This window comes from Modestobacter sp. VKM Ac-2984 (assembly GCF_026967985.1).
Taxonomy (GTDB): Bacteria; Actinomycetota; Actinomycetes; order Mycobacteriales; family Geodermatophilaceae; genus Modestobacter.
Genome location: NZ_JAPVBJ010000005.1, coordinates 63626 through 82553 on the forward strand (window position 1 = coordinate 63626; position 18928 = coordinate 82553).

The 18928-nt window shown below is 75.7% G+C and carries 23 protein-coding genes; 15 read left to right on the forward strand and 8 right to left on the reverse strand.

The genetic code is table 11. The features are described 5' to 3' along the window. Positions 1–62: 62 nt before the first annotated feature. Positions 63–908, reverse strand: a complete 846-nt coding sequence (locus O2W16_RS11925; protein ID WP_269159042.1) for an aminotransferase class IV — start codon at positions 906–908, stop codon at positions 63–65. Between the two features lie 40 nt (positions 909–948). On the opposite strand from O2W16_RS11925, the gene O2W16_RS11930 reads away from it, so the two are divergent. The 8 genes from O2W16_RS11930 (at position 949) to O2W16_RS11965 (ending at position 6719) form a co-directional block, all read left to right on the forward strand. Further along, complete coding sequence (locus O2W16_RS11930; RefSeq protein WP_269159043.1) at positions 949–1398, forward strand: Fur family transcriptional regulator; 450 nt, start codon at positions 949–951, stop codon at positions 1396–1398. Next, positions 1395–2507 carry a CAF17-like 4Fe-4S cluster assembly/insertion protein YgfZ gene (gene ygfZ / locus O2W16_RS11935; RefSeq protein ID WP_269159044.1) on the forward strand — a complete coding sequence of 371 codons (1113 nt, stop codon included), beginning with the start codon at positions 1395–1397 and terminating at the stop codon, positions 2505–2507. The genes O2W16_RS11930 and ygfZ overlap by 4 nt, the downstream gene beginning before the upstream one ends. Next, a complete protein-coding gene (locus O2W16_RS11940; RefSeq protein ID WP_269159045.1) occupies positions 2504–3370 on the forward strand; it encodes a 3-keto-5-aminohexanoate cleavage protein in 867 nt (288 codons plus the stop codon). Before ygfZ ends, O2W16_RS11940 begins: the two co-directional genes overlap by 4 nt. Next, positions 3367–3933 (forward strand): RsiG family protein, encoded by a 567-nt coding sequence (locus tag O2W16_RS11945; protein ID WP_269159046.1) that lies wholly within the window; start codon positions 3367–3369, stop codon positions 3931–3933. The genes O2W16_RS11940 and O2W16_RS11945 overlap by 4 nt, the downstream gene beginning before the upstream one ends. After that, positions 3933–4922, forward strand: a complete 990-nt coding sequence (locus O2W16_RS11950; RefSeq protein WP_269159047.1) for an asparaginase — start codon at positions 3933–3935, stop codon at positions 4920–4922. Before O2W16_RS11945 ends, O2W16_RS11950 begins: the two co-directional genes overlap by 1 nt. Before the next feature lie 56 nt (positions 4923–4978). Further along, positions 4979–5494, forward strand: a complete 516-nt coding sequence (locus O2W16_RS11955; protein ID WP_269159048.1) for a helix-turn-helix domain-containing protein — start codon at positions 4979–4981, stop codon at positions 5492–5494. Then, positions 5491–6273, forward strand: a complete 783-nt coding sequence (locus O2W16_RS11960; protein ID WP_269159049.1) for a hypothetical protein — start codon at positions 5491–5493, stop codon at positions 6271–6273. Before O2W16_RS11955 ends, O2W16_RS11960 begins: the two co-directional genes overlap by 4 nt. A gap of 158 nt (positions 6274–6431) precedes the next feature. Then, the gene (locus tag O2W16_RS11965; protein WP_269159050.1) at positions 6432–6719 is read left to right on the forward strand and encodes a DUF2516 family protein; all 288 of its coding nucleotides are present in this window, start codon (positions 6432–6434) and stop codon (positions 6717–6719) included. A gap of 28 nt (positions 6720–6747) precedes the next feature. Here the strand turns inward: O2W16_RS11965 and O2W16_RS11970 are convergent, their stop codons facing one another. From O2W16_RS11970 to O2W16_RS11985, 4 genes are read right to left on the reverse strand one after another with little or no spacing between them, the layout of a single operon-like run. Then, entirely contained in the window at positions 6748–6951 is a 204-nt protein-coding gene (locus O2W16_RS11970) for a PspC domain-containing protein (protein ID WP_269159051.1), read from the reverse strand. 45 nt (positions 6952–6996) lie between these two features. Then, positions 6997–7857, reverse strand: a complete 861-nt coding sequence (locus tag O2W16_RS11975; protein WP_269159052.1) for a spermidine synthase — start codon at positions 7855–7857, stop codon at positions 6997–6999. Between the two features lie 2 nt (positions 7858–7859). Beyond that, positions 7860–8639 (reverse strand): maleylpyruvate isomerase N-terminal domain-containing protein, encoded by a 780-nt coding sequence (locus tag O2W16_RS11980; RefSeq protein ID WP_269159053.1) that lies wholly within the window; start codon positions 8637–8639, stop codon positions 7860–7862. A gap of 42 nt (positions 8640–8681) precedes the next feature. After that, positions 8682–9527, reverse strand: a complete 846-nt coding sequence (locus O2W16_RS11985; protein WP_269159054.1) for a class I SAM-dependent methyltransferase — start codon at positions 9525–9527, stop codon at positions 8682–8684. 40 nt (positions 9528–9567) lie between these two features. On the opposite strand from O2W16_RS11985, the gene O2W16_RS11990 reads away from it, so the two are divergent. Further along, a complete protein-coding gene (locus O2W16_RS11990) occupies positions 9568–10602 on the forward strand; it encodes a UDP-N-acetylmuramate dehydrogenase (protein WP_269159055.1) in 1035 nt (344 codons plus the stop codon). Beyond that, positions 10599–10874, forward strand: a complete 276-nt coding sequence (locus O2W16_RS11995) for a hypothetical protein (RefSeq protein ID WP_269159056.1) — start codon at positions 10599–10601, stop codon at positions 10872–10874. Before O2W16_RS11990 ends, O2W16_RS11995 begins: the two co-directional genes overlap by 4 nt. On the opposite strand, the gene O2W16_RS12000 is transcribed toward O2W16_RS11995, so the two are convergent. From O2W16_RS12000 to O2W16_RS12015, 3 genes are all read right to left on the reverse strand, one after another. Further along, a complete protein-coding gene (locus O2W16_RS12000) occupies positions 10871–11341 on the reverse strand; it encodes a GNAT family N-acetyltransferase (RefSeq protein WP_269159057.1) in 471 nt (156 codons plus the stop codon). The two genes, O2W16_RS11995 and O2W16_RS12000, sit on opposite strands and share 4 nt — an antisense overlap. Positions 11342–11754: 413 nt before the next feature. After that, a complete protein-coding gene (locus O2W16_RS12010) occupies positions 11755–11946 on the reverse strand; it encodes a hypothetical protein (RefSeq protein ID WP_269159059.1) in 192 nt (63 codons plus the stop codon). Positions 11947–12194: 248 nt separating this feature from the next. After that, positions 12195–12980, reverse strand: a complete 786-nt coding sequence (locus O2W16_RS12015; RefSeq protein WP_269159060.1) for an SDR family oxidoreductase — start codon at positions 12978–12980, stop codon at positions 12195–12197. Between the two features lie 114 nt (positions 12981–13094). Between O2W16_RS12015 and mshA the strand changes: the two genes are divergently transcribed. The 5 genes from mshA to O2W16_RS12040 all read left to right on the forward strand — a co-directional run bounded on the left by mshA (position 13095) and on the right by O2W16_RS12040 (position 18845). Next, positions 13095–14489 (forward strand): D-inositol-3-phosphate glycosyltransferase, encoded by a 1395-nt coding sequence (gene mshA / locus O2W16_RS12020; protein ID WP_269159061.1) that lies wholly within the window; start codon positions 13095–13097, stop codon positions 14487–14489. Beyond that, a complete protein-coding gene (locus tag O2W16_RS12025) occupies positions 14486–15001 on the forward strand; it encodes a YbjN domain-containing protein (protein WP_269159062.1) in 516 nt (171 codons plus the stop codon). Before mshA ends, O2W16_RS12025 begins: the two co-directional genes overlap by 4 nt. 10 nt (positions 15002–15011) lie before the next feature. After that, complete coding sequence (locus O2W16_RS12030) at positions 15012–16571, forward strand: MFS transporter (RefSeq protein WP_269159063.1); 1560 nt, start codon at positions 15012–15014, stop codon at positions 16569–16571. A gap of 209 nt (positions 16572–16780) precedes the next feature. Continuing rightward, positions 16781–18028, forward strand: coding sequence for an aminotransferase class I/II-fold pyridoxal phosphate-dependent enzyme (locus O2W16_RS12035; RefSeq protein WP_269159064.1), 1248 nt, complete (start codon positions 16781–16783; stop codon positions 18026–18028). A gap of 52 nt (positions 18029–18080) precedes the next feature. Beyond that, positions 18081–18845 (forward strand): phosphoglyceromutase, encoded by a 765-nt coding sequence (locus tag O2W16_RS12040; protein ID WP_269159065.1) that lies wholly within the window; start codon positions 18081–18083, stop codon positions 18843–18845. The last annotated feature ends 83 nt before the right edge of the window (positions 18846–18928 follow it).

Sequence of the window (18928 nt, forward strand, 5' to 3'; positions counted from 1 at the left end):
TCCGTTGTGCAGGGTCGGGAAGAGAGTTGCCGACCAGACTTCCCGGCGCACCTCGATCGAGGCTACCGGGCCAGCAGCTCGCGCACCCGTCGGGACAGCCCGGCGTCCCCGTGGGGCACGTCGTCCAGCCGGGTGACCGTCGCGGCGCCCCGGATGCCCGACAGCAGCCAGACGGCGTCGGCCGACCGCAGGTCCTCGACCGACCCAGGGGTGACGGTGGTCGGCCACCCGGCGGCCTCGGCCCGGTCGAACAGCCGGGCCTGCGTCGTCCCGGTCAGGATCCCGGTGTCCACCGGCGGGGTGTGCAGCCGGCCGCCGGCGGCCCAGACGACGGTGGAGGTCGGGCCCTCCAGCAGCCGGCCCTCCACCGAGGTGAACACGACGTCGTCGGCGCCGACGGCGTGTGCGTGCCGCAGGGCCGCCATGTTCACCGCGTAGGAGAGCGTCTTCGCCCCGCCCAGCAGCCACGGGGCGGTGGCCCGCACGTCGGCGGGCACGCCGAGGGAGAGGCTGACCACGGCGATGCCCTGCTCCCGCTGCTGCAGGGTCTCGGCCGGCACCGGGGCCAGCAGGGCGAGCAGCGTCGGCGGCCCGTCGTCCCCGAGGCCGCGGGTGAGCAGCACCCGGCAGGCGCCCTCGACCTCGGCCGGCCAGTCGGCCACCCCGGTCGCCACCACGGCCCGGACGGCGTCGTCCCCGGGGTGGGCGAGCTCCATGATCGACGCCGAGCGGCGCAACCGGGTCAGGTGGGCGTCCAGGTGCGGGGTCGTCCCGCCGGTGACCAGCACCGACTCGAAGACGCCGTCACCCCGGCCGAGCCCCAGGTCGAACCCGGTCACCACCGGCTCGTCCGGCGCCACCACCGTCGCCGTCCCGTTCCGCCAGACCACGACCCGCGCGCTCGTCACGACGTCCACCCTGCCGCATCGGCGAACTAGGCTCGGCACCGTGTCCGGACCGGAGAGCGCGCCCCCGTTGGCCGCCGAGCTGCGGGCCCGCGGTCTGCGGCTGACCAGTCAGCGACAGCGGGTGCTGGCGGCCGTCGCGGCGCTGGAGCACGGCACCCCTGAGGAGATCGGCGCCCGGCTGCGGGCCGACGCCGGCCCGGACGGCGCCGCCCCGGACACCTCGACGGTCTACCGCACCCTGGAGCTGCTCGAACGGCTCGGCCTGGTCTGGCACACCCACCTGGGCAAGGGCGCACCGATCTACCACGCCGCCCAGCACCCGCACCTGCACGTCGTCTGCCAGTCCTGCGGTGAGATCCACTCGGTCGACCCGGCGCTGCTCGACAGCGCTGCGGAACGTCTGAGCGCCCAGCTGGGTTTCACCCTCGACGTGGGTCACGTGGCGCTGTCCGGCACCTGTCGAGCCTGCGCGGAGAAGGAGAACGCATGAGCTCCCCCCTGCTGCAGCGCCCCGGCGCGGTCGCCCTCGACCTCGAGGGGGGCGGCTCGGTCGCGGCCCACTACGGCGAGCCGCTGCCCGAGCAGCGCCGGCTCGCCGAGGGCGCCGGGCTGGTCGACCGCAGCGACCGGGACGTCGTCGCCGTCCCCGGCCCCGACCGGCTGAGCTGGCTGCACGACCTGACCTCCCAGCACCTGCGCGCGATGCCCGACGGCACCGGCACCGAGGCGCTGTTCCTGGACCCGAACGGCCGGGTCGAGCACCACGCCGTGCTGGCCGAGCTGGCCGGCACCACCTGGGCCGACGTCGAACCGGGCACCGGTGCGGCGCTGACCGGGTGGCTGCAGAAGATGCAGTTCATGCTCCGGGTGGAGCCCGAGCTGCGCACCGCGGGCTGGGCCCTGCTCAGCCTGGTCGGGCCGCGGGGCGACGCGGTGCTCACGGCAGCCGGCTGGCCGGTGCCGTCCGAGGTGCACGAAGTGGCGCCGTTGGCGGACGGCGGCTGGGTGCGCCGGATGCCGGCGATCGGCGACGGGACCGCGGCGGTCGTCGACCTGCTGGTGCCGCGGGCCGAGGTGGCCGCGCGGGCCGACGCGCTGCTGGCCGCCGGTGCGGTGCTCGCCGGCCTGGACGCCTACGAGGCGCTGCGGGTCGAGGCCCGCCGCCCGCGCGCCGGGATCGACTCCGACCAGCGCACCATCCCCAACGAGCTGGTCTGGCTGGACAGCGCCGTCCACCTGGACAAGGGCTGCTACCGCGGCCAGGAGACGGTCGCCCGGGTGCACAACCTCGGCCGCCCGCCGCGCCGCCAGGTGCTGCTGCACCTGGACGGGATGAGCGAGGTGCTCCCCGCGCCGGGCAGCCCGGTCACCGCCGGCACGCGCGAGGTCGGCCGGGTGGGCAGCGTGGTGCGCCACCACGAGCTGGGCGTGATCGGGCTGGCGCTGGTCAAGCAGTCCGTGGCACCCGATGCCGACCTGCGGGTCGGTGAGGCCGTCGCCGTCATCGACCCCGACGACGCCCCGGCGGCGCTGGACGACACCCGGGCGGCGGCCCGCGACCGCGTGCGCGCCGTCCGGTCTGCGACGATCGGCCGGTGAGCACTCCGGTCGGCGTCCAGGGCACCCTGCTGACCCTGGCACCGACCGGGGCGGAGTCGGCCAAGTCCGACGTCCCGGCGCTGCCGGTGACCGTCGATGAGGTGGTCTCCACCGCCCGCGACTGCCAGACCCTCGGTGCGGCGGTGCTGCACCTGCACGTCCGCGGCACCGACACCCGGCCGACGCTGGACCTGCCCCGGGTCCGCGAGGTCGTCGCCGCGGTCCGGGAGGCCACCGACCTGGTCGTGCAGCTCTCGACCGGCGGTGCCGTCACCGACCCGGCCGAGGCCCGGCTGGCGGTGCTGGACGCCGAGCCGGACGCCGCCTCGCTCTCGCTGGGCACGGTGAACTTCGGCCGGGACGTCTTCTACAACCCCTGGGACCTGATCGTCGAGCTGCACACCCAGATGCAGCAGCGCGGGATCGTCCCGGAGTACGAGGTGTTCGACCTCGGCCAGCTGGCCACGCTGTCCCGGTTGCTCGACCGGCACGGCCTGCCCGCCGGTGGGCACGTGCACGTCGACCTGGTGATGGGCGTGCCCGGCGGGATGCCCGGCACGACCGCGGCGCTGGCCGCCTGCCTGCCGTTCCTCCCGCCCGGGGCCACCTTCGCCGCGACCGGGGTGGGGCGCACCTCGCTGCCGGTGATGCTGGCGGCGCTGTCGGCCGGCGGTCACCTGCGGGTCGGCATGGAGGACACGCTGACCTACGCCCCCGGCGAGCCGGTGCGCGACAACGTCCAGCTGGTCGCCCGGGCGGCCGGGCTCGCCCGGATCGCCCAACGCCCGCCCCTCACCCCGAGCGAGGCCCGGCAGCTGCTGGGCATCACCCGCGTCCCCACCCCTGCGGAGGTCTCCCGATGACTGCCCCCACCTCTCCCGCCGGCGGCGCCGGCGTCGACGAGCTGCTCGACCCGGCCTTCCTGGACGGCGTCCAGGAGCTGCCGATGACCGAGGTCCGCGCGCTGCGGCACCGGGCCGAGCAGGAGGAGGTCAACCTCTCCTACACCCGGCGGCTGCTGCAGGGCCGGCTGGACATCGTCCGCCGCGAGCTCCAGCGCCGGGCCGAGCACGACGGCCGGTCGCTGGTCGACCTGCTCCCGGAGATCCTCTCGGAGAAGGGCCGCGGCCCCGCGCACGGGCTCGGTCGGCACCAGACCGTCCAGCCGACGTCCCCGGAGCAGTTCGAGACCTGGGTCAACGGGCTGGCGCCGGGGGTCGACCTGTCCGACGTGCCGTCCCTGCCCGACGACCAGCTGGAGCAGGCTGCCCGGGCGCTGGGCGAGGGGGAGCGGACGCTGTCCGAGCGGCGCCGCGGGGTGCAGCAGGTGATGGACGCCGTCGCCGGTGAGCTGGCCCGGCGCTACCGCGAGGGCCTGGCCGACGTCGCGCAGCTGCTGGCCGACGAGTCCCGGCACCGCGCCTGATGGCGGACCAGCTGAGCCGCTGGGCGGACGAGCCGGTCCTCGTCGAGGTGTGGCGCGCCGGCTTCGGCGTGGACGTGCTCGAGTCCGTGCACCGCGGCGCGCTGGTCGTGCTGGGCGCCGACGGTGCGCCGCTGCTGGAGGTCGGGGACGTCACCCGACCGGTTCTGCCGCGCTCGTCGAACAAGCCGGTGCAGGCCACCACCTACCTGCAGGCGGGCTGGCAGCCGCGGGACGACCGGGAGCTGGCGATCGCGGCCGCCTCGCACAGCGGTGAGGACGAGCACCGGGCGCTGGCCGGCGAGCTGCTCTCCGCCGCCGGGCTGGGCCCCGACGACCTGGGGTGCCCACCGGCGCTCCCGCAGCACGAGCGCACCCGCGCCGAGTGGCTGGTGGCCGGCCGGTCGCCGGAGCGGCTGGCGATGAACTGTTCGGGCAAGCACGCGGCGATGCTGGCCGCCTGTGTCGCGGCCGGCTGGCCGACGGCCGGGTACCTGGACCCGGGGCACCCACTGCAGCAGGCGATCGAGGCACGGCTGGGCGAGGCCGCGGGTGAGCCGGTCGCGGCGGTCGTCGTCGACGGGTGTGGCGCACCGCAGCACGCGATCTCCCTGACCGGACTGGCCCGCGGCGTGCTCTCGCTGGTGCAGGACGAGCCGGGGACGCCGGGCCGCCGGGTCGCCGACGCGATGCGCGCACACCCCTGGCTGGTGGCCGGCACCGGTCGGGAGGACACCGAGCTGATGCAGGCCGTGGGCGGCCTGCTGGTCAAGGGCGGAGCCGACGGGGTGCACGTGGCGGCGCTGCCGGGCGCCGGGGCGGTGGCGCTGAAGCTGGACGACGGTGGCGACCGTGGCCGGGCGCCGGCGCTGGCCGCCGGGTTGCAGCGACTGGGGGTGCCGGCGCAGACGCTGGCCCGGTGGCTGGTCACACCGGTGAACGGCGGCGAGGGCGTGGTGGGCGAGGTGCGGGCGGCCGCCGTCCTCGGCTGAGACACCCTGCTAGCACCCCGCTTGCAACAGCTAGCACGCTGGGCTACCGTGGGGCTGTGCAGCGACCCACGGAGTTCGTCCGGGACCAGGTGACCGCCGTCCGCGAGAGCGTCGCGACGGCGGCCGCCGAGGCGTCGACGGCGAACACGACCGTCAGCTCCTCGGTCGGTGAGTTCATCCGCAACCAGCGCAACGCCGCCCAGGTGTCGCTGCGCGAGCTCTCCCGCCTGGCCGGCGTGAGCAACCCCTACCTGTCCCAGGTCGAGCGCGGGCTCCGCAAGCCCTCCGCCGAGATCCTGGCGCAGATCGCCCGCGGCCTGAAGATCTCGGCGGAGACGCTCTACGAGCAGGCCGGGATCCTCGACCGGCGGTCGGGGACGGCGAGCACCGTCGCCGCCCTACGGGCCGACGAGGCGCTCTCCGAGCGGCACAAGGCCGTGCTCCTGGAGCTGTACGAGACCTACGCCCGGGAGCACGCCGCACAGCTGGCCCGCGAACAGGCGGCTGCGTCCACCGCACCCGCCCCCACCACCACCGCACCCACCCCCACTCCCCAGGAGGAGACGGCATGAGCCGCACCGACACCTTGAAGCACCAGGGCGAGACCCTCGTCCGCACCGGCCTGCTGGCCGCCCTCGGCGCCGGCGACGTCGCGGTCGACCGCGCCCGCACCGTCGTGGGCACGTTCCGCACCCGCGCCGAGGCGCTGCCCGGCGAGGCCCAGGTGCAGGCCGACCTGGCCGGCAAGGAGGCGCGCACCCGCGTCGAGGCCGCCCGTGCCCGCGCCGCACAGGCGGCGGCCGACGCCCGGGTCCGGGCGGAGCAGGCCCGCGGGGCCGCCGTCGCCGTGCGCCCGGAGACCGTGCTCGGCACCGTCACCGGGCTCGTGGACAGCGCCCGCGCCCAGGCGCTCGAGGCGATCGAGGAGCTGGCGGGTCGCGGCGAGAAGGTCGTCGGCGAGCTGCGCACCCAGCCGGCGTTCCGCCGGGTCGCCGCGCGTACCGAGCGGGCCGTCGACGCCGTCGAGGACACCGTCGAGGACGCGCTGGAGGAGACCGGCGAGACCGTCGGCAAGGCCTCCGACGAGGTGACCTCGGTCGCGCAGAAGGCGAAGGCCCGGACCGGCAAGGCCGTGGACGCCGCGCAGCAGGAGACCCAGGAGGTCGCCGAGCAGGCCAAGCGCAGCGCCCGGGAGAGCACCGCGCCGGCGAAGAAGGCCCCGGCCAAGAAGGCGACCGCCAAGCGCACCCCCAAGGCCACCCCGGCGACCGTCACCCCGGTCGAGTCGGCCGCCGACCCGCTGCCCGACCCGCTGGCCGTCCCGGCGAAGAGCACCGACGACGCCAGCTGACGAACGCCCCTGGCCCCGAGACGGGGCTCTGAGGACCGCGCCCCGGCGCCCGTGACCGCGGGTGCCGGGGCGCTGTCGTCCCACCCCGAGGGGGCAGGGCGCCGGTCTCACGCGGGGCGAGGCGCCCCTGCGGGGCTCTGCGCGCCTATCCTGCTGGCATGGCTGGCATCGACGGGCTCATCAACCTCGTCGTCGTGTACGCGACCCTCGCCCTCGCGGTGTGGGCCTTCGTCGACGCGATCATCCGACCGGCGGCCGCGTTCGTCGCGGCGGGGAAGCTGAGCAAGCCCGGCTGGATGGCGATCACCGGCATCGCGACCCTGCTGCTCCTCTGGCAGGGGCCGCTGAGCTTCTTCGGCCTGCCGGCCGTGATCGCTGCGGTCGTCTACCTGGTGGACGTCCGCCCTGCGGTGCGCGAGCTGCCCCGGGGCAACTCGAACTGGTGAGCCCGCCGCCCCGGGACGCCGGCGGCGGTCAGCGCCCGTCGTCGCGGGGCATGACGACCCACAGCACGAGGTAGGCGACGAACTGCGGGCCCGGGAGCACGCAGGAGACGACGAACGCCAGTCGCAGGCCGGTGCGGGAGAGTCCGTAGCGGCGGGCCAGCCCGGCGCACACGCCGGCGATGACCTTGTGCCGGCTGTCGCGGGTGAGCCGTCGGGATGCGGGAGCTGTCATGGCCCGACCCTAGGCCGACGGCCCGGCCGGTGCACTCCGCGCTGATCAGCCGAAGATGCCGTCCGGCGGCGGGGGCGAGGGCTCGGCGACGGCGTCGGTCACCGGCACGGCCTGCCCGACGAAGCGGTCCAGCTCCGCGTCGCTGACCACCCGGGACGGCATCGGGTCCCCGGCGCACCGGCGGGTGAGCCCGGCGATCGGCAGCTCGGCCGCCGACGCGACCGCCACGGTGTTGCCGAACCGGCGCCCGCGCAGCGTGCCGGGTTCGGCGAGCAGGGCGACGTGGCCGAACACGGCCCGCAGGGTCGCCGCCTCGGCGCGGGCGAAGCGCAGCGGCGGGCCGTCGGAGACGTTCCAGGCCGTCGTGCCGCCCGGGCGCAACACCCGGGCCACGTCGGTGGCGAACTCCACCGTGGTCAGGTGGGCCGGGGTGCGGGCCCCGGCGAAGACGTCGACCAGGACGACGTCGGCGCTGGCGTCGGGCAGTGCGGCCAGCCCGGCCCGGGCGTCGATCCCCCGGACCCGGACGCGGGCGTTCCGGGGCAGCGGCAGCTCGCGGCGGACCAGCTCGGTGAGCGTCTCGTCGAGCTCCATCACCCGCTGCGCGGACCCCGGCCGGGTCACCGCCACGTAGCGGGGCAACGTCAGCGCACCCCCGCCCAGGTGCACGACGTCCAGCGGTCGGCCGGGGTCGGCGACCAGGTCCAGCACGTGGCCCATCCGCCGCACGTACTCGAACTCCAGGTACGTCGGGTCGGTGAGGTCGACGTGCGACTGCGGCGTGCCGTTGACCAGCAGCTGCCAGGCGCCGTCCCGGTCGGCGTCGGCGAGGAGCTCCGCCGTCCCCCCGCCCACCTCGGTGGCACCCGGCAGGGCGGTGAGGTGCCCGCGGTCGCGCCGGCCCACGGTCAGCGCCCCCGCAGCAGGGCCTCGGCGGCCCGGTCGCCGTGCACCGTCACCTCGGCCGGACGGCCCCACAGCCGCAGCAGCAGCTGGCCCGCCGTGCCGGACAGCTGGGCATCGGCGTCCGCGGAGGCGCCGTCGGTGCACCGGACGGCGCCGTCGGCCACCTCGACGGTCCAGCCGCGGTCCAGGTCGGTCGCGGTGACGCCGACCGACGCCCGGGCGGAGACCAGCGGGGCGGTGTGCTGCCAGCGGGGGAGGACGACGGCCAGCAGCTCGTCGACCCCGTCACCGGCGAGCAGCGGGTCGACGCGGGCGTGGTCCAGGGACGCGGCTGCCTCCAGGTCCTGCCGGTGGACGGTGTGCTCGTGCGCCTGCCGCCGGGCCCAGTCGCGGGCGGTGTGGGTGGCGGCCGGGCTCATGTGCCAGGCGGGTGCGTCCGGGTCGGTGGTGCGCAGCGTGGCCACCAGCTCGGTCAGGCCCAGGGCGTACCAGCCGTGCAGGTCGTCGTGCGGCGGGGTGATGCCGCTGTAGGAGCCCGGTGCGCGGGTGTGGCCGGCTCGCAGGATCCCGGTGACCCAGCGGTGCACCGCACCGAGGTGGGCGATCAGGTCTCGGGCGGTCCAGCCAGCCACCCAGGGGACCTCGGCCTGCAGGCCACCGGCGACCGAGGTGCGCCCGGCGTCCAGTTCCTGGGCGAGCACGCCGATCCGCTCGCCGTCCTGCACGACGGCGGCGATGCACCGGTCGTGCAGCTCGTCGGGGGTGAGCGGGGGAGCGGGCACGCCGCCATGGTGCCGCGTCGGCAGCACCTGCGGCCGTCGGGGTCAGGTCGGGGCGACCGCCGACCAGCGCACGCTGACCTCGCCGTGCCGCCACCGCCGGGTCGGACCCACCAGCGGCCAGCCGTCGTCGGCCAGCGTCTCGACCGCGGCGGCCCAGCGCTGCCGGGGGCCGAACGTCGACAGTCCGGCCGCCGAGGCCCAGGCGCGGTCGAAGGCGGTGAGGAAGGCGTGCACCGGCTGGCCGGGCACGTTGTGGTGGATCAGCGCCTTGGGCAGCCGCTCGGCCAGGTCGGAGGGGCGCTCCAGGTCCGACACCCGGGCGGCGAGGGTGAGGGTGAGCGGGCCGTCCTCGTCCAGGGCCACCCAGGTCGACCGCCGTCCCCACTCGTCGCAGGTGCCCTCGACCAGCAGCCCCCCGGGCGCCAGCGCGGCGCGCATGGTGTCCCAGGCCCGGCCGGCGGACTCCTCGTCGTACTGGCGCAGCACGTTGAACGCCCGCACGACCACCGGCCGCAGCCCGGCCAGCTCGAAGCCGCCCACCCGGAAGTCCACCCGCGGCGGGTCGCGGTCGGCGGCCACGGCGGCCACCCGCTCGGGGTCGATCTCGAGCCCGATCACCTCCAGCCGGTCGACCTCCGGGGCGAGCCGGTCCACCAGCTCCAGGGTGGTCACCGCCGACGCCCCGTAGCCCAGGTCGACCACCAGCGGCCGGGCGGCGTCGCGCAGCCGGGCGACCTGCGTGGCGACCAGCCAGCGGTCGACCCGGCGCAGCCGATTGGCGTTCGTGGTGCCGCGGGTCGGCAGGCCGAGGGCGCGGGCGCGGCCGGCGGCCAGCCGGGGTGCCTTACGGACGGGCGGCAGCGACGCACGCTGGGTGTGGTCGCTCACGGTGCACGAGGTTAGCCGTGGCGCCGATTACGGTGGTCGCGTGCAGGTACGCCACGACGCCCGGCTGGCGGACCTGACGACCCTCGGGGTCGGCGGTCCGATCGAGCGACTGGTCGAGGTCACCGGCCGCGACGAGCTGGTCGCTGCCGTCCGGGACGCCGACGACGCCGGCCGCCCGCTGCTGGTGCTCGGCGGCGGCTCGAACATCGTGGCCCCGGACGCCGGCTGGCCCGGCGACGTGGTGCTGGTGCGCACCCGGGGCATCGCGCGCCGGGACACCGCCGACGGGGTCGAGCTCGAGGTCGAGGCCGGCGAGCCCTGGGACGACCTGGTCGCGCACACCGTGGCGCAGCAGCTGGCCGGGATGGAGGCGCTGTCGGGCATCCCCGGTTCGACCGGCGCCACCCCCGTGCAGAACGTCGGTGCCTACGGCCAGGAGGTCGCGGCGCTGATCACCTCGGTGCGGGTCTACGACCGGGCGGCCGGCACCGAGCGGGTGTTCGGTCCCGCCGAGCTCGGGTTCGCCTACCGGGACAGCCGGCTCAAGCAGCAGCCCGGTGCGTACGTCGTCCTCGCGGTGACCTTCGCGCTGCGGGCCTCGGCGCAGTCGAGCCCGGTCAGCTACGCCGAGCTGGCGAAGGCGCTCGGCGTCGAGCTGGGCGAGACCGCGCCGCTGGCCGCGGTGCGGGACGCCGTCCTGGCGCTGCGCCGCGGCAAGGGGATGGTCTGGGACCCGGCCGACCCCGACTCGCGCAGCGCCGGGTCGTTCTTCACCAACCCGGTCGTGCCGGTCGGCACCGCGGTGCCCGAGTGCCCGTCCTGGCCGGCCGGGATCGGTGCCGACGGGGCTGCGCAGGTGAAGCTGAGCGCCGCCTGGCTGGTGCAGCACTCCGGCTACGGCCGGGGCACTCGCGACGGGAAGGTCGGGACGTCGTCGCGGCACAGCCTGGCGCTGACCACCGAGCCCGGCGCCACCGCCACGGAGCTGATGGCCTTCGCCGACCGGGTGGTGGTCGCGGTGCGCGAGCAGTTCGGCGTCACCCTCGTGCCCGAGCCGACCGCGGTGCGCGCGTGAACCCGGCCGAGTCCCTGCAGCTGGGTGCCCTCTACGATGCGCTGCGCACGACAGCCCCCATGCCGGCCGATCCCGCCCAGCTGACCGGCTGGATGGCTCGCGTGGAGGCGGACGCGGCGCTGACCGGGCTGATCTCCCGGGTGCTGAACTCCGGCACCGCCACCACGGCCGAGGTCACCGACGCGCAGACGCTGTTCGAGAAGAACGGCACCGCCGCCGACCCCGCGCGGGTGGCCAGCGCCTACGACCTCCTGCACCGCAACGCGGACTAGGGCAGTGCCCGGGAGAGCGTGACCTGCTCCTCGGCGTAGCCGAGCCGGGCGTACAGCTCCCTCGCCCAGTGGTTGGCGCTACCGGTGTCGAGGGTGACCCGGTGGAGTCCGCGGGAGCGCACCCATGCCTCGACCGCGGCCACCAGCAGGGTGCCGACGCCGCGGCGACGGGCGCCGGGCGCGACCACCAGCTCACCCAGGTAGGCCTCGCGCTCACCGCTGAAGTGCCGCCGCGCGCTCGCCCCGGCGAAACCGAGCACGTCCTCCTCGGCGCTGGTGGCGACCAGCAGCACGTGGTCGTCGTCGGCGGCCCGGCAGGCGTCGACCACCCAGCTCTTCGCCGCGGTGGCCGCACCGTCCGCGGGTCGCCACGGCGGCATCCCAGCGGTCAGCTCGCCGGCCAGCGCCTGCACCGCGTCGTGGTCGCCGGGGACGGCCGGGCGGATCGTCAGAGGGAGACCGGGCACGGGCAGATCATGTCGGACGGACACGTCTCGATAAAAGGGATCGGCTGGCGGCATCGAGATCCGGCTGGGTGCTGGGTCGGCGGGCCCGGAGGCAGCGTTCAGTCGGATCTCGACGTCGTCCGCGGCATGGGCGGTCTGGGCGGCCTGGGCGCGGGGGCGGACGACGAGCAGGTCGACGTTCACGTGGCGCGGCCGGGTGACCGCCCAGGCGATGCAGTACAGCCTGGCGCTGACCACTGAGCCCGGTGGCCACCGCCGCGGAGCTGATGGCCTTCGCCGACCGGGTGGTCGCCGCGGTGCGCGAGCAGTTCGGCGTCACCCTCGTGCCCGAGCCCACCGCCGTCAGGTCATGACCGTGCGCCTGGGACGAGTCCCTCCCCCTGGGCGCGCCGCCCACGCCACCTGACCGGTGGTCAGGCCAGCAGCAGGGCGAGCGCGACCGCCAGGCCGGTGAGGACGGCGAGGGTGACCGCCAGCCACAGCAGCATGCGCAGCGCCCGCCGCCGACCGCGGGGATTGGTGACCCAGCCCCCGGTCAGGTCGCCCAGCTTCCCGACCGAGCCAGCCGGGGAGTACTGGTTCGTCTCGCGCCCGTCCCCGTGCATGCGGCGATGCTCCTCCGGACGGTGTCCGTCCGTCGACCCCCGGTGACCACCGCCCGCTCAGCTGGGCGGCGATCGCACGCCTCGATCACTCCCGGCTGCCCGCGCCAGGAGGTGGTCGGTGGACGCTGGTGCTCTGCTCACCGGGGGTGAGCAGAGCACCAGCGTCCACCATCACGGTCTCCCCGCCGGGGCCTGCGACGCGAACCGATCCCCAGGAGGTCAGGCCGGCCGAGTCGCCCCGGAGGCGGTCACTCCGGGTCGCGGGCGACCTTGTGCTGGGCGGCCTGGGCGCGGGGGCGGACGACGAGCAGGTCGACGTTCACGTGGTGCGGCCGGGTGACCGCCCAGGCGATGCAGTCGGCGACGTCGGCGGCGACCAGGGGCTCGCGCACGCCGCGGTAGACGGCGTCGGCCCTCTCCTGCGACCTGGTGCGGTTGAGCGAGAACTCCTCGGTCTTGACCATCCCCGGTGCGATCTCGACCACCCGGACCGGCTCGGCCACGAGCTCCAGCCGCAGCGTCTCGACCAGCGTGTGCACCCCGTGCTTGGCCGCGGTGTAGCTCGCCCCGCCCTCGTAGCTGACCAGCCCGGCGGTCGAACCGACGAACACCAGGTCGCCGGCGCCCGAGGCCCGCAGCGCCGGCAGCAGAGCCTGGGTCACCCGCACGGTGCCGAGCACGTTGACGTCGTAGGTGCGCTGCCAGGACTCCAGGTCGGCGTCGGCCACCGGGTTGGTGTCGAACGCCCCGCCGGCGTTGTTGACCAGCACGTCGACCCGGTCCAGCCCGGCGGCCAGCGATGCGACGGACGTGGGGTCGGTCACGTCGAGCTGCACCGCGCGGCCCCCGATCCGCTCCGCGAGCTCGGTCAGCCGGTCGATGCGGCGGGCGGCCAGCACGACGGAGAAGCCCTCGGCGGCCAGCCGCTCCGCGGTGGCGGCGCCGATGCCGCTGGAGGCTCCGGTGACGACTGCGACGCGGCCCGACCCGGCGAAGGGCGTGCTGGTGGACGACGAGGCGACGGGGCTGGACATGTGCCCATCCTGGCGCTGTTGCAGACTGGGACGACGACAGGGTGTCCCGACCGGGCCGCCTCAGCAGCCACGGCAGGCCACAGCGGCCCCAGGTGCCCGAGCGGGAGGAGCTCCGTGCCCGCTCGCCGCCACCCGCGCCAGCCCACGCCGTGGCGGGCCGGCGCCGCGCCCGAGCCGGCCGCGCCGGTGCTGCCCCGCCGGGTGGCGACCCTGTCGGTGCACACCAGCCCGCTGGAGCAGCCGGGCGCCGGTGACGCCGGGGGCATGAACGTCTACGTGGTCGAGGTCTCCCGTCGGCTGGCCGCCCGGGGGATCGCCGTCGACGTGTTCACCCGGGCGACCTCCAGCGAGCAACCACCCGTGGTCGAGATGAGCCCGGGCGTGACCGTGCGGCACGTGAGCGCCGGACCGTTCGAGGGCCTGGGCAAGCAGGAGCTGCCCGCCCAGATGTGCGCCTTCACCGCCGCCGTGCTGCGCGAGGAGGCCCAGCACGAGCCGGGGCACTTCGACGTCGTCCACTCCCACTACTGGCTCTCCGGCCAGGTCGGCTGGCTGGCCCGCGACCGCTGGGGCGTGCCGCTGGTGCACTCGGCGCACACCCTGGCGAAGGTGAAGAACGCGGCGCTGGCCGAGGGCGACGAGCCCGAGCCGCGCACCCGGGTGATCGGTGAGCAGCAGGTCGTCGCCGAGGCCGACCGGCTGGTGGCCAACACCGCCGAGGAGGCCCGGCAGCTGGTCGACTTCTACGACGCCGACCCCCGCCGCACCCTGGTGATCCCGCCAGGCGTGGACCTGGAGTGCTTCCGGCCCGGCGACCGCCAGGCCGCCCGGGCGCGGGTCGGGGTGGCCCCCGATGCCGTCGTCCTGCTGTTCGTCGGCCGCATCCAGCCGCTCAAGGCCCCGGAGATGCTGCTGCACGCCGCGGCCCGGATGCTGGCTGCCGACCCGGCCCTGCGGGACCGGCTGGAGGTGCTGGTCGTCGGCGCGCCCAGCGGGTCCGGGCTGGCCGAACCGCGACGGCTGCAGGAGCTGGCCGTCTCCCTCGGGGTCGCCGACGTGGTCCGCTTCCTGCCGCCGCAGGCCCCCGCGCAGCTCGCCGACCACTACCGGGCCGCCGACGTCGCCGTCGTCCCCAGCCACAACGAGTCCTTCGGCCTGGTCGCGCTGGAGGCGCAGGCCTGCGGCACGCCGGTGGTCGCCGCCGCGGTCGGCGGGCTGCCCACCGCCGTGGACGACGGGGTCTCCGGGCTGCTGGTCGCCGGGCGCGACCCGGAGGACTACGCCGGCGCCGTCCGCCGGGTGCTGGCCCGCCGGGAGCTGCTGTCCGCCGGTGCCCGCCGGCACGCCGCCGCGTTCAGCTGGGACCGCACCACCGACTCCCTCGTCGAGGCCTACGCCGCGGCGATGACCGAGATGGGCCGGCGCCGGGTGCGCCCCGCCCACCGGGCCGCCGAGGCCGTGCGGGTGCTGACCGGGGGGAGCAGCCTGGGCGGTCGGGCCCGGCGATGAGCGAACGCAGCCTCCCCGAGCTCGACGCGGTCGTCGAGGAGACGCTGCGCGCCGCCGAGCTGGAGCACGAGCACCCGGGTGTGGGCCGCTTCGTCGTCACGCTGCCCGGCACGAAGAAGCTCAAGACCGTGGTCGGGCTGACCATCGGGGCGCACGCCCTGACCGTCGAGGCCTTCGTCTGCCGGCAGCCCGACGAGAACCGCGAGCAGCTGTGGGCCTGGCTGCTGCAGCACAACGCGCGCAGCTACGGGGTCAGCTGGTCGATCGACGGCGTCGGTGACGTCTACCTGACCGGCCGGCTGCCGCACGCGGTGATCACCCCGGAGGAGATCGACCGGCTGCTCGGCTCGGTGCTCACCTACGCCGACGACCACTTCAACACCTTGCTGGAGATCGGCTTCGGCACCTCGATCCGCCGCGAGTGGGACTGGCGGGTCAAGCGCGGGGAGTCGCTGCGCAACCTGGAGGCCTTCGCCGCGTTCGCCGACCCCGCCCACCGGCCCCAGGAGTGAGCAGGGCGGCGTGAGCACCACGCGGCGGCCGCTGCCGGAGACGACCGAGCAGCCGGAGGGCTACGAGCGCCGCTGGTGGGTGCTCGGCACGATGATCGTCTGCCTGCTCATGGTGATCATGGGCAACACGATCCTGAACGTCGCGCTGCCCACCCTGCAGCGGGAGCTGGACGCCACCCAGGGTGAGCTGCAGTGGGCCATCGACTCCTACATCCTGGTGTTCGCCGGGCTGCTGTTCAGCTGGGGCGTCATCGGTGACCGGATCGGCCGGCGCAAGGTGCTGCTGGCCGGGCTGACGATCTTCGCGCTCGGCTCGGTGCTGGCCGCCTCCAGCGACTCGGCGCTCGAGCTGATCGGCTGGCGGGCGCTGATGGGCGTCGGGGGCGCGGCGATCCAGCCGGCCACCCTCGCCGTGATCACCAACGTCTTCCCCGCCGGTGAGCGGGGCCGGGCGATCGGGCTGTGGGCGGGGGCCTCCGGGCTCGCCGTCGCCGGTGGGCCGCTGGCCGGTGGGCTGGTGCTGGAGCACTTCTGGTGGGGCGCGGTCTTCCTGCTCGGCGTCCCGGTGGCCGCTCTCGGCGCGGTCGGAGTGCTGACCGTCGTCCCCGAGTCCAGGGACCCCGACCCGGGCCGGCTCGACGTCCCCGGGGTGCTGCTGTCCATCGCCGCGCTGGTCGGGGTGGTCTACGGCATCATCCGCGGCGGCAGCGAGGGCTGGGGCGAGCTGCAGACCTGGGGACCGCTGGCCGCCGGCGTCGTCCTGCTCGTCGTCTTCATCTGGTGGCAGCGGCGCACCGCGCACCCGGCGCTGGACGTCTCGCTGTTCCGCAACCCCGCGTTCTCCGCGGCGGCGGGGGCGCTGGCGCTCAACTTCTTCGCCCTCCAGGGGGCGACGTTCTACCTCGTCTACTACCTCCAGGGCGTGCGCGGGTACTCGCCGCTGGAGAGCGGGGCCGCACTGGTGCCGGTCGCCCTGGGCATCGCGCTGACCGCGCCGCGCACGTCGGGGCTGGCCCAGCGGTTCGGCGCCAAGGCCGTCTGTGCCACCGGCTTCACCCTGATCGCGCTCTCCTTCGCCGGCATCCAGCTGCTGGACGCCGACGCCCCGGTCTGGCTGGTGCTCGCCGACCTGGCGCTGCAGGGCATCGGGATGGGCGCGGTGATGGCCCCGGCGACGGAGTCGATCATGTCCGTCGTCCCGCGGGAGAAGGCCGGTGCCGGGGCCGCGGTGAACAACGCGGTGCGCCAGGTCGGCGGCGCACTGGGCGTGGCGATCCTCGGCTCCGTGCTGGCCACCTCCTACGCCAACCGGCTCGGGGACGACGTCCAGGCCCTGCCCGCCGGGGCACGGGACCAGGCCGGTGAGTCGATCGTGGCGACGCTGTCCGCCGTGGCGGACGCCGAGGCGGCCGGTGGGGAGACCGCGGCAGCAGCCGCGGCCGTCGTGGACCCGGCCCGGGAGGCGTTCGTGGGTGCCATGCACCTGACCGCCGTCGGCACCGCGGCCGCCGCGGTGATCGCCGCGGTCGTCGTCCTGCTGTGGCTCCCCGGCCGTCGCCCGGCCGGCTGAGCCCCTCCTCCTCGCGCGACCGGGTGTCACCCGCCCGGGCACGGCCGGCTGCCCGTATCCGACACGCTCCGTCGAGGAGTGACCTCTCCCACGCCTGGTCGGGTGACCCTCGACCGGACTGAGCGGTACCCGTTGACCACGGAGCGTGTTGACCGCCAGGGTCAGGGGCGAACGGCTGCGATCCCCGCGCCGCACTGCGAGGAGCTGCCGTGTTCGACGCTGCCCGGTCCGTCCCCACCCGCCGCGACCCCTTCGCCCCGCTGCTGGAGAGCACCCGCGCGGAGATGATGCGGCGGCACGTCCGGGAGGGGATGGCCACGCACTCGGTGCCCACCGCCGGGGCACCCCAGCCGCTCACCGTCTTCGACGACGGCCGGACCCGGATCAACCTGGGCACCAACAACTACCTCGGCCTGGCCGGCGACCCGCAGGTGGTCGAGGCCGCGGTCGACGCGCTGCGGCAGTACGGCACCAGCGCGGCCGGGAGCCGCATCCTCAACGGCACCACCCGGCTGCACCTGACCCTGGAGCGGGAGCTCGCCGAGCACCACGGCACCGAGGACGCGGTGCTGACCTCCGCCGGGGTCAACGCCAACGCCGCCATCCTGTCCACCATCGGTGCTCCCGGCGACGTGCTGCTCGTCGACGCGCACGCCCACGCCAGCCTGCACGCCGCCGCGGCGGCCAGCCGGGGCACCGTGCTGCGGTTCACGCACAACTCGGTGGCGTCGCTGGAGCGGCGGCTGGGGCGCCTGGACCCCGAGGCCGGGGCCGTCGTGGTCGTCGACGGCGTCTACTCGATGAGCGGGGAGTCGGCGCCGTTGGCGGCGATCGCCGGGCTCTGCGGGCGGTTCTCCGCCCGGCTGGTGGTCGACGAGGCACACGGCCTCGGTGTGCTCGGGGCGAACGGCAGGGGCGCCGCCGAGGCCGCCGGCGTCCTGGACCGGGTCGACGCGGTCACCGTGGCGTTCAGCAAGTCGCTGGCCAGCGTCGGCGGTGCGGTGCTGACCTCCCGCGCGGTGGCCGACGGCATCCGGGCCTCGGCGATGCCCTACATCTTCAGCGCCGCGAACGCCCCGACGGCGGTCGCCGCAGCGCTCGCCGCACTCCGGGTGCTGCGCCGGGAGCCGGAGCGGATGCAGCGCCTGCGGGACAACAGCGACCTGCTGCGCCGCGTGCTCACCGAGCACGGCGCACCGCCGCTGCCCGGGAAGGGCGCCGTCATCGCCGTCCGCACCGGGGAGGACGAGGCGACCCGCCGCGCGTGGGCCGCGGCCCACGAGGCCGGGGTCTACACCAACGCGGTCAGCTACCCGGCCGTCCCGCGCGGGCAGGGCGTGCTGCGCATGGCGGTCATGGCCACGCACACCGAGGAGCAGCTGTACCGGGCCGGGGAGCTGGTGGCCGCCGCCGTCCGCGGGGTGCGCACCCCGGAGCTGGCCGGCGCGATGGCCTGAGGTCGCCGGGCTGCCGTGCACGGGCCGGATGGGAGTCGGGCAGGATGACCGCGTGAGCGACACGACGAGCACCGGGACCCTCATCCTGCTCCGCCACGGCGAGAGCGAGTGGAACAAGGCCAACCTGTTCACCGGCTGGGTGGACGTCGAGCTGTCGGAGAAGGGGCGCGCCGAGGCCGCCCGTGGTGGCGAGCTGCTCGCCGAGCACGGCGTGCTCCCCGACGTCCTGCACACCTCGCTGCTCAAGCGGGCCATCACCACCGCCGAGCTGACCCTGGCCGCTGCCGACCGGCAGTGGATCCCGGTCCGCCGCTCCTGGCGGCTCAACGAGCGCCACTACGGGGCGCTGCAGGGCAAGGACAAGGCCGCCACGCTCGCCGAGTACGGCGAGGAGCAGTTCATGACCTGGCGACGCAGCTACGCCACCCCGCCGCCGCCGATCGAGGCCGGCAGCCAGTACAGCCAGGACGGCGACCCGCGGTACTCGTTCCTGCCCCCGGAGGCCCGCCCGGCCACCGAGTGCCTGGCCGACGTGGTCGTCCGGATGCTCCCGTACTGGTACGACGCGATCGTGCCGGACCTGCGCAGCGGCCAGACCGTGCTGGTGGCCGCACACGGCAACAGCCTGCGGGCGCTGGTGAAGCACCTGGACAACATGGGCGAGGACGAGGTCGTCGGGCTGAACATCCCCACCGGCGTCCCGCTGCGCTACGACCTGGACGCCGATCTGCGGCCGATCACGACCGGCGGGCAGTACCTCGACCCCGACGCCGCTGCCGCTGCGATCGAGGCGGTCAAGAACCAGGGCAAGAAGTAGCGGACGAGAGACGGGGCCCGGGCGCTGTGGAGGCCCCCGCCGAGACGAGCGCGTCGGCCGGGCCGGCAGATCCGCTCACGAAG

Bases quoted from the DNA above. Each gene is read 5' to 3' on its own strand.
- O2W16_RS12015 (WP_269159060.1), bottom strand. From the start codon at position 12,980: ATGTCCAGCCCCGTCGCCTCGTCGTCCACCAGCACGCCCTTCGCCGGG.
- O2W16_RS11960 (WP_269159049.1), top strand. From the start codon at position 5,491: ATGAGCCGCACCGACACCTTGAAGCACCAGGGCGAGACCCTCGTCCGC.
- O2W16_RS11970 (WP_269159051.1), bottom strand. From the start codon at position 6,951: ATGACAGCTCCCGCATCCCGACGGCTCACCCGCGACAGCCGGCACAAG.
- O2W16_RS11965 (WP_269159050.1), top strand. From the start codon at position 6,432: ATGGCTGGCATCGACGGGCTCATCAACCTCGTCGTCGTGTACGCGACC.
- O2W16_RS12025 (WP_269159062.1), top strand. From the start codon at position 14,486: ATGAGCGAACGCAGCCTCCCCGAGCTCGACGCGGTCGTCGAGGAGACG.
- O2W16_RS11945 (WP_269159046.1), top strand. From the start codon at position 3,367: ATGACTGCCCCCACCTCTCCCGCCGGCGGCGCCGGCGTCGACGAGCTG.
- O2W16_RS11950 (WP_269159047.1), top strand. From the start codon at position 3,933: ATGGCGGACCAGCTGAGCCGCTGGGCGGACGAGCCGGTCCTCGTCGAG.
- O2W16_RS12010 (WP_269159059.1), bottom strand. From the start codon at position 11,946: ATGCACGGGGACGGGCGCGAGACGAACCAGTACTCCCCGGCTGGCTCG.
- ygfZ (WP_269159044.1), top strand. From the start codon at position 1,395: ATGAGCTCCCCCCTGCTGCAGCGCCCCGGCGCGGTCGCCCTCGACCTC.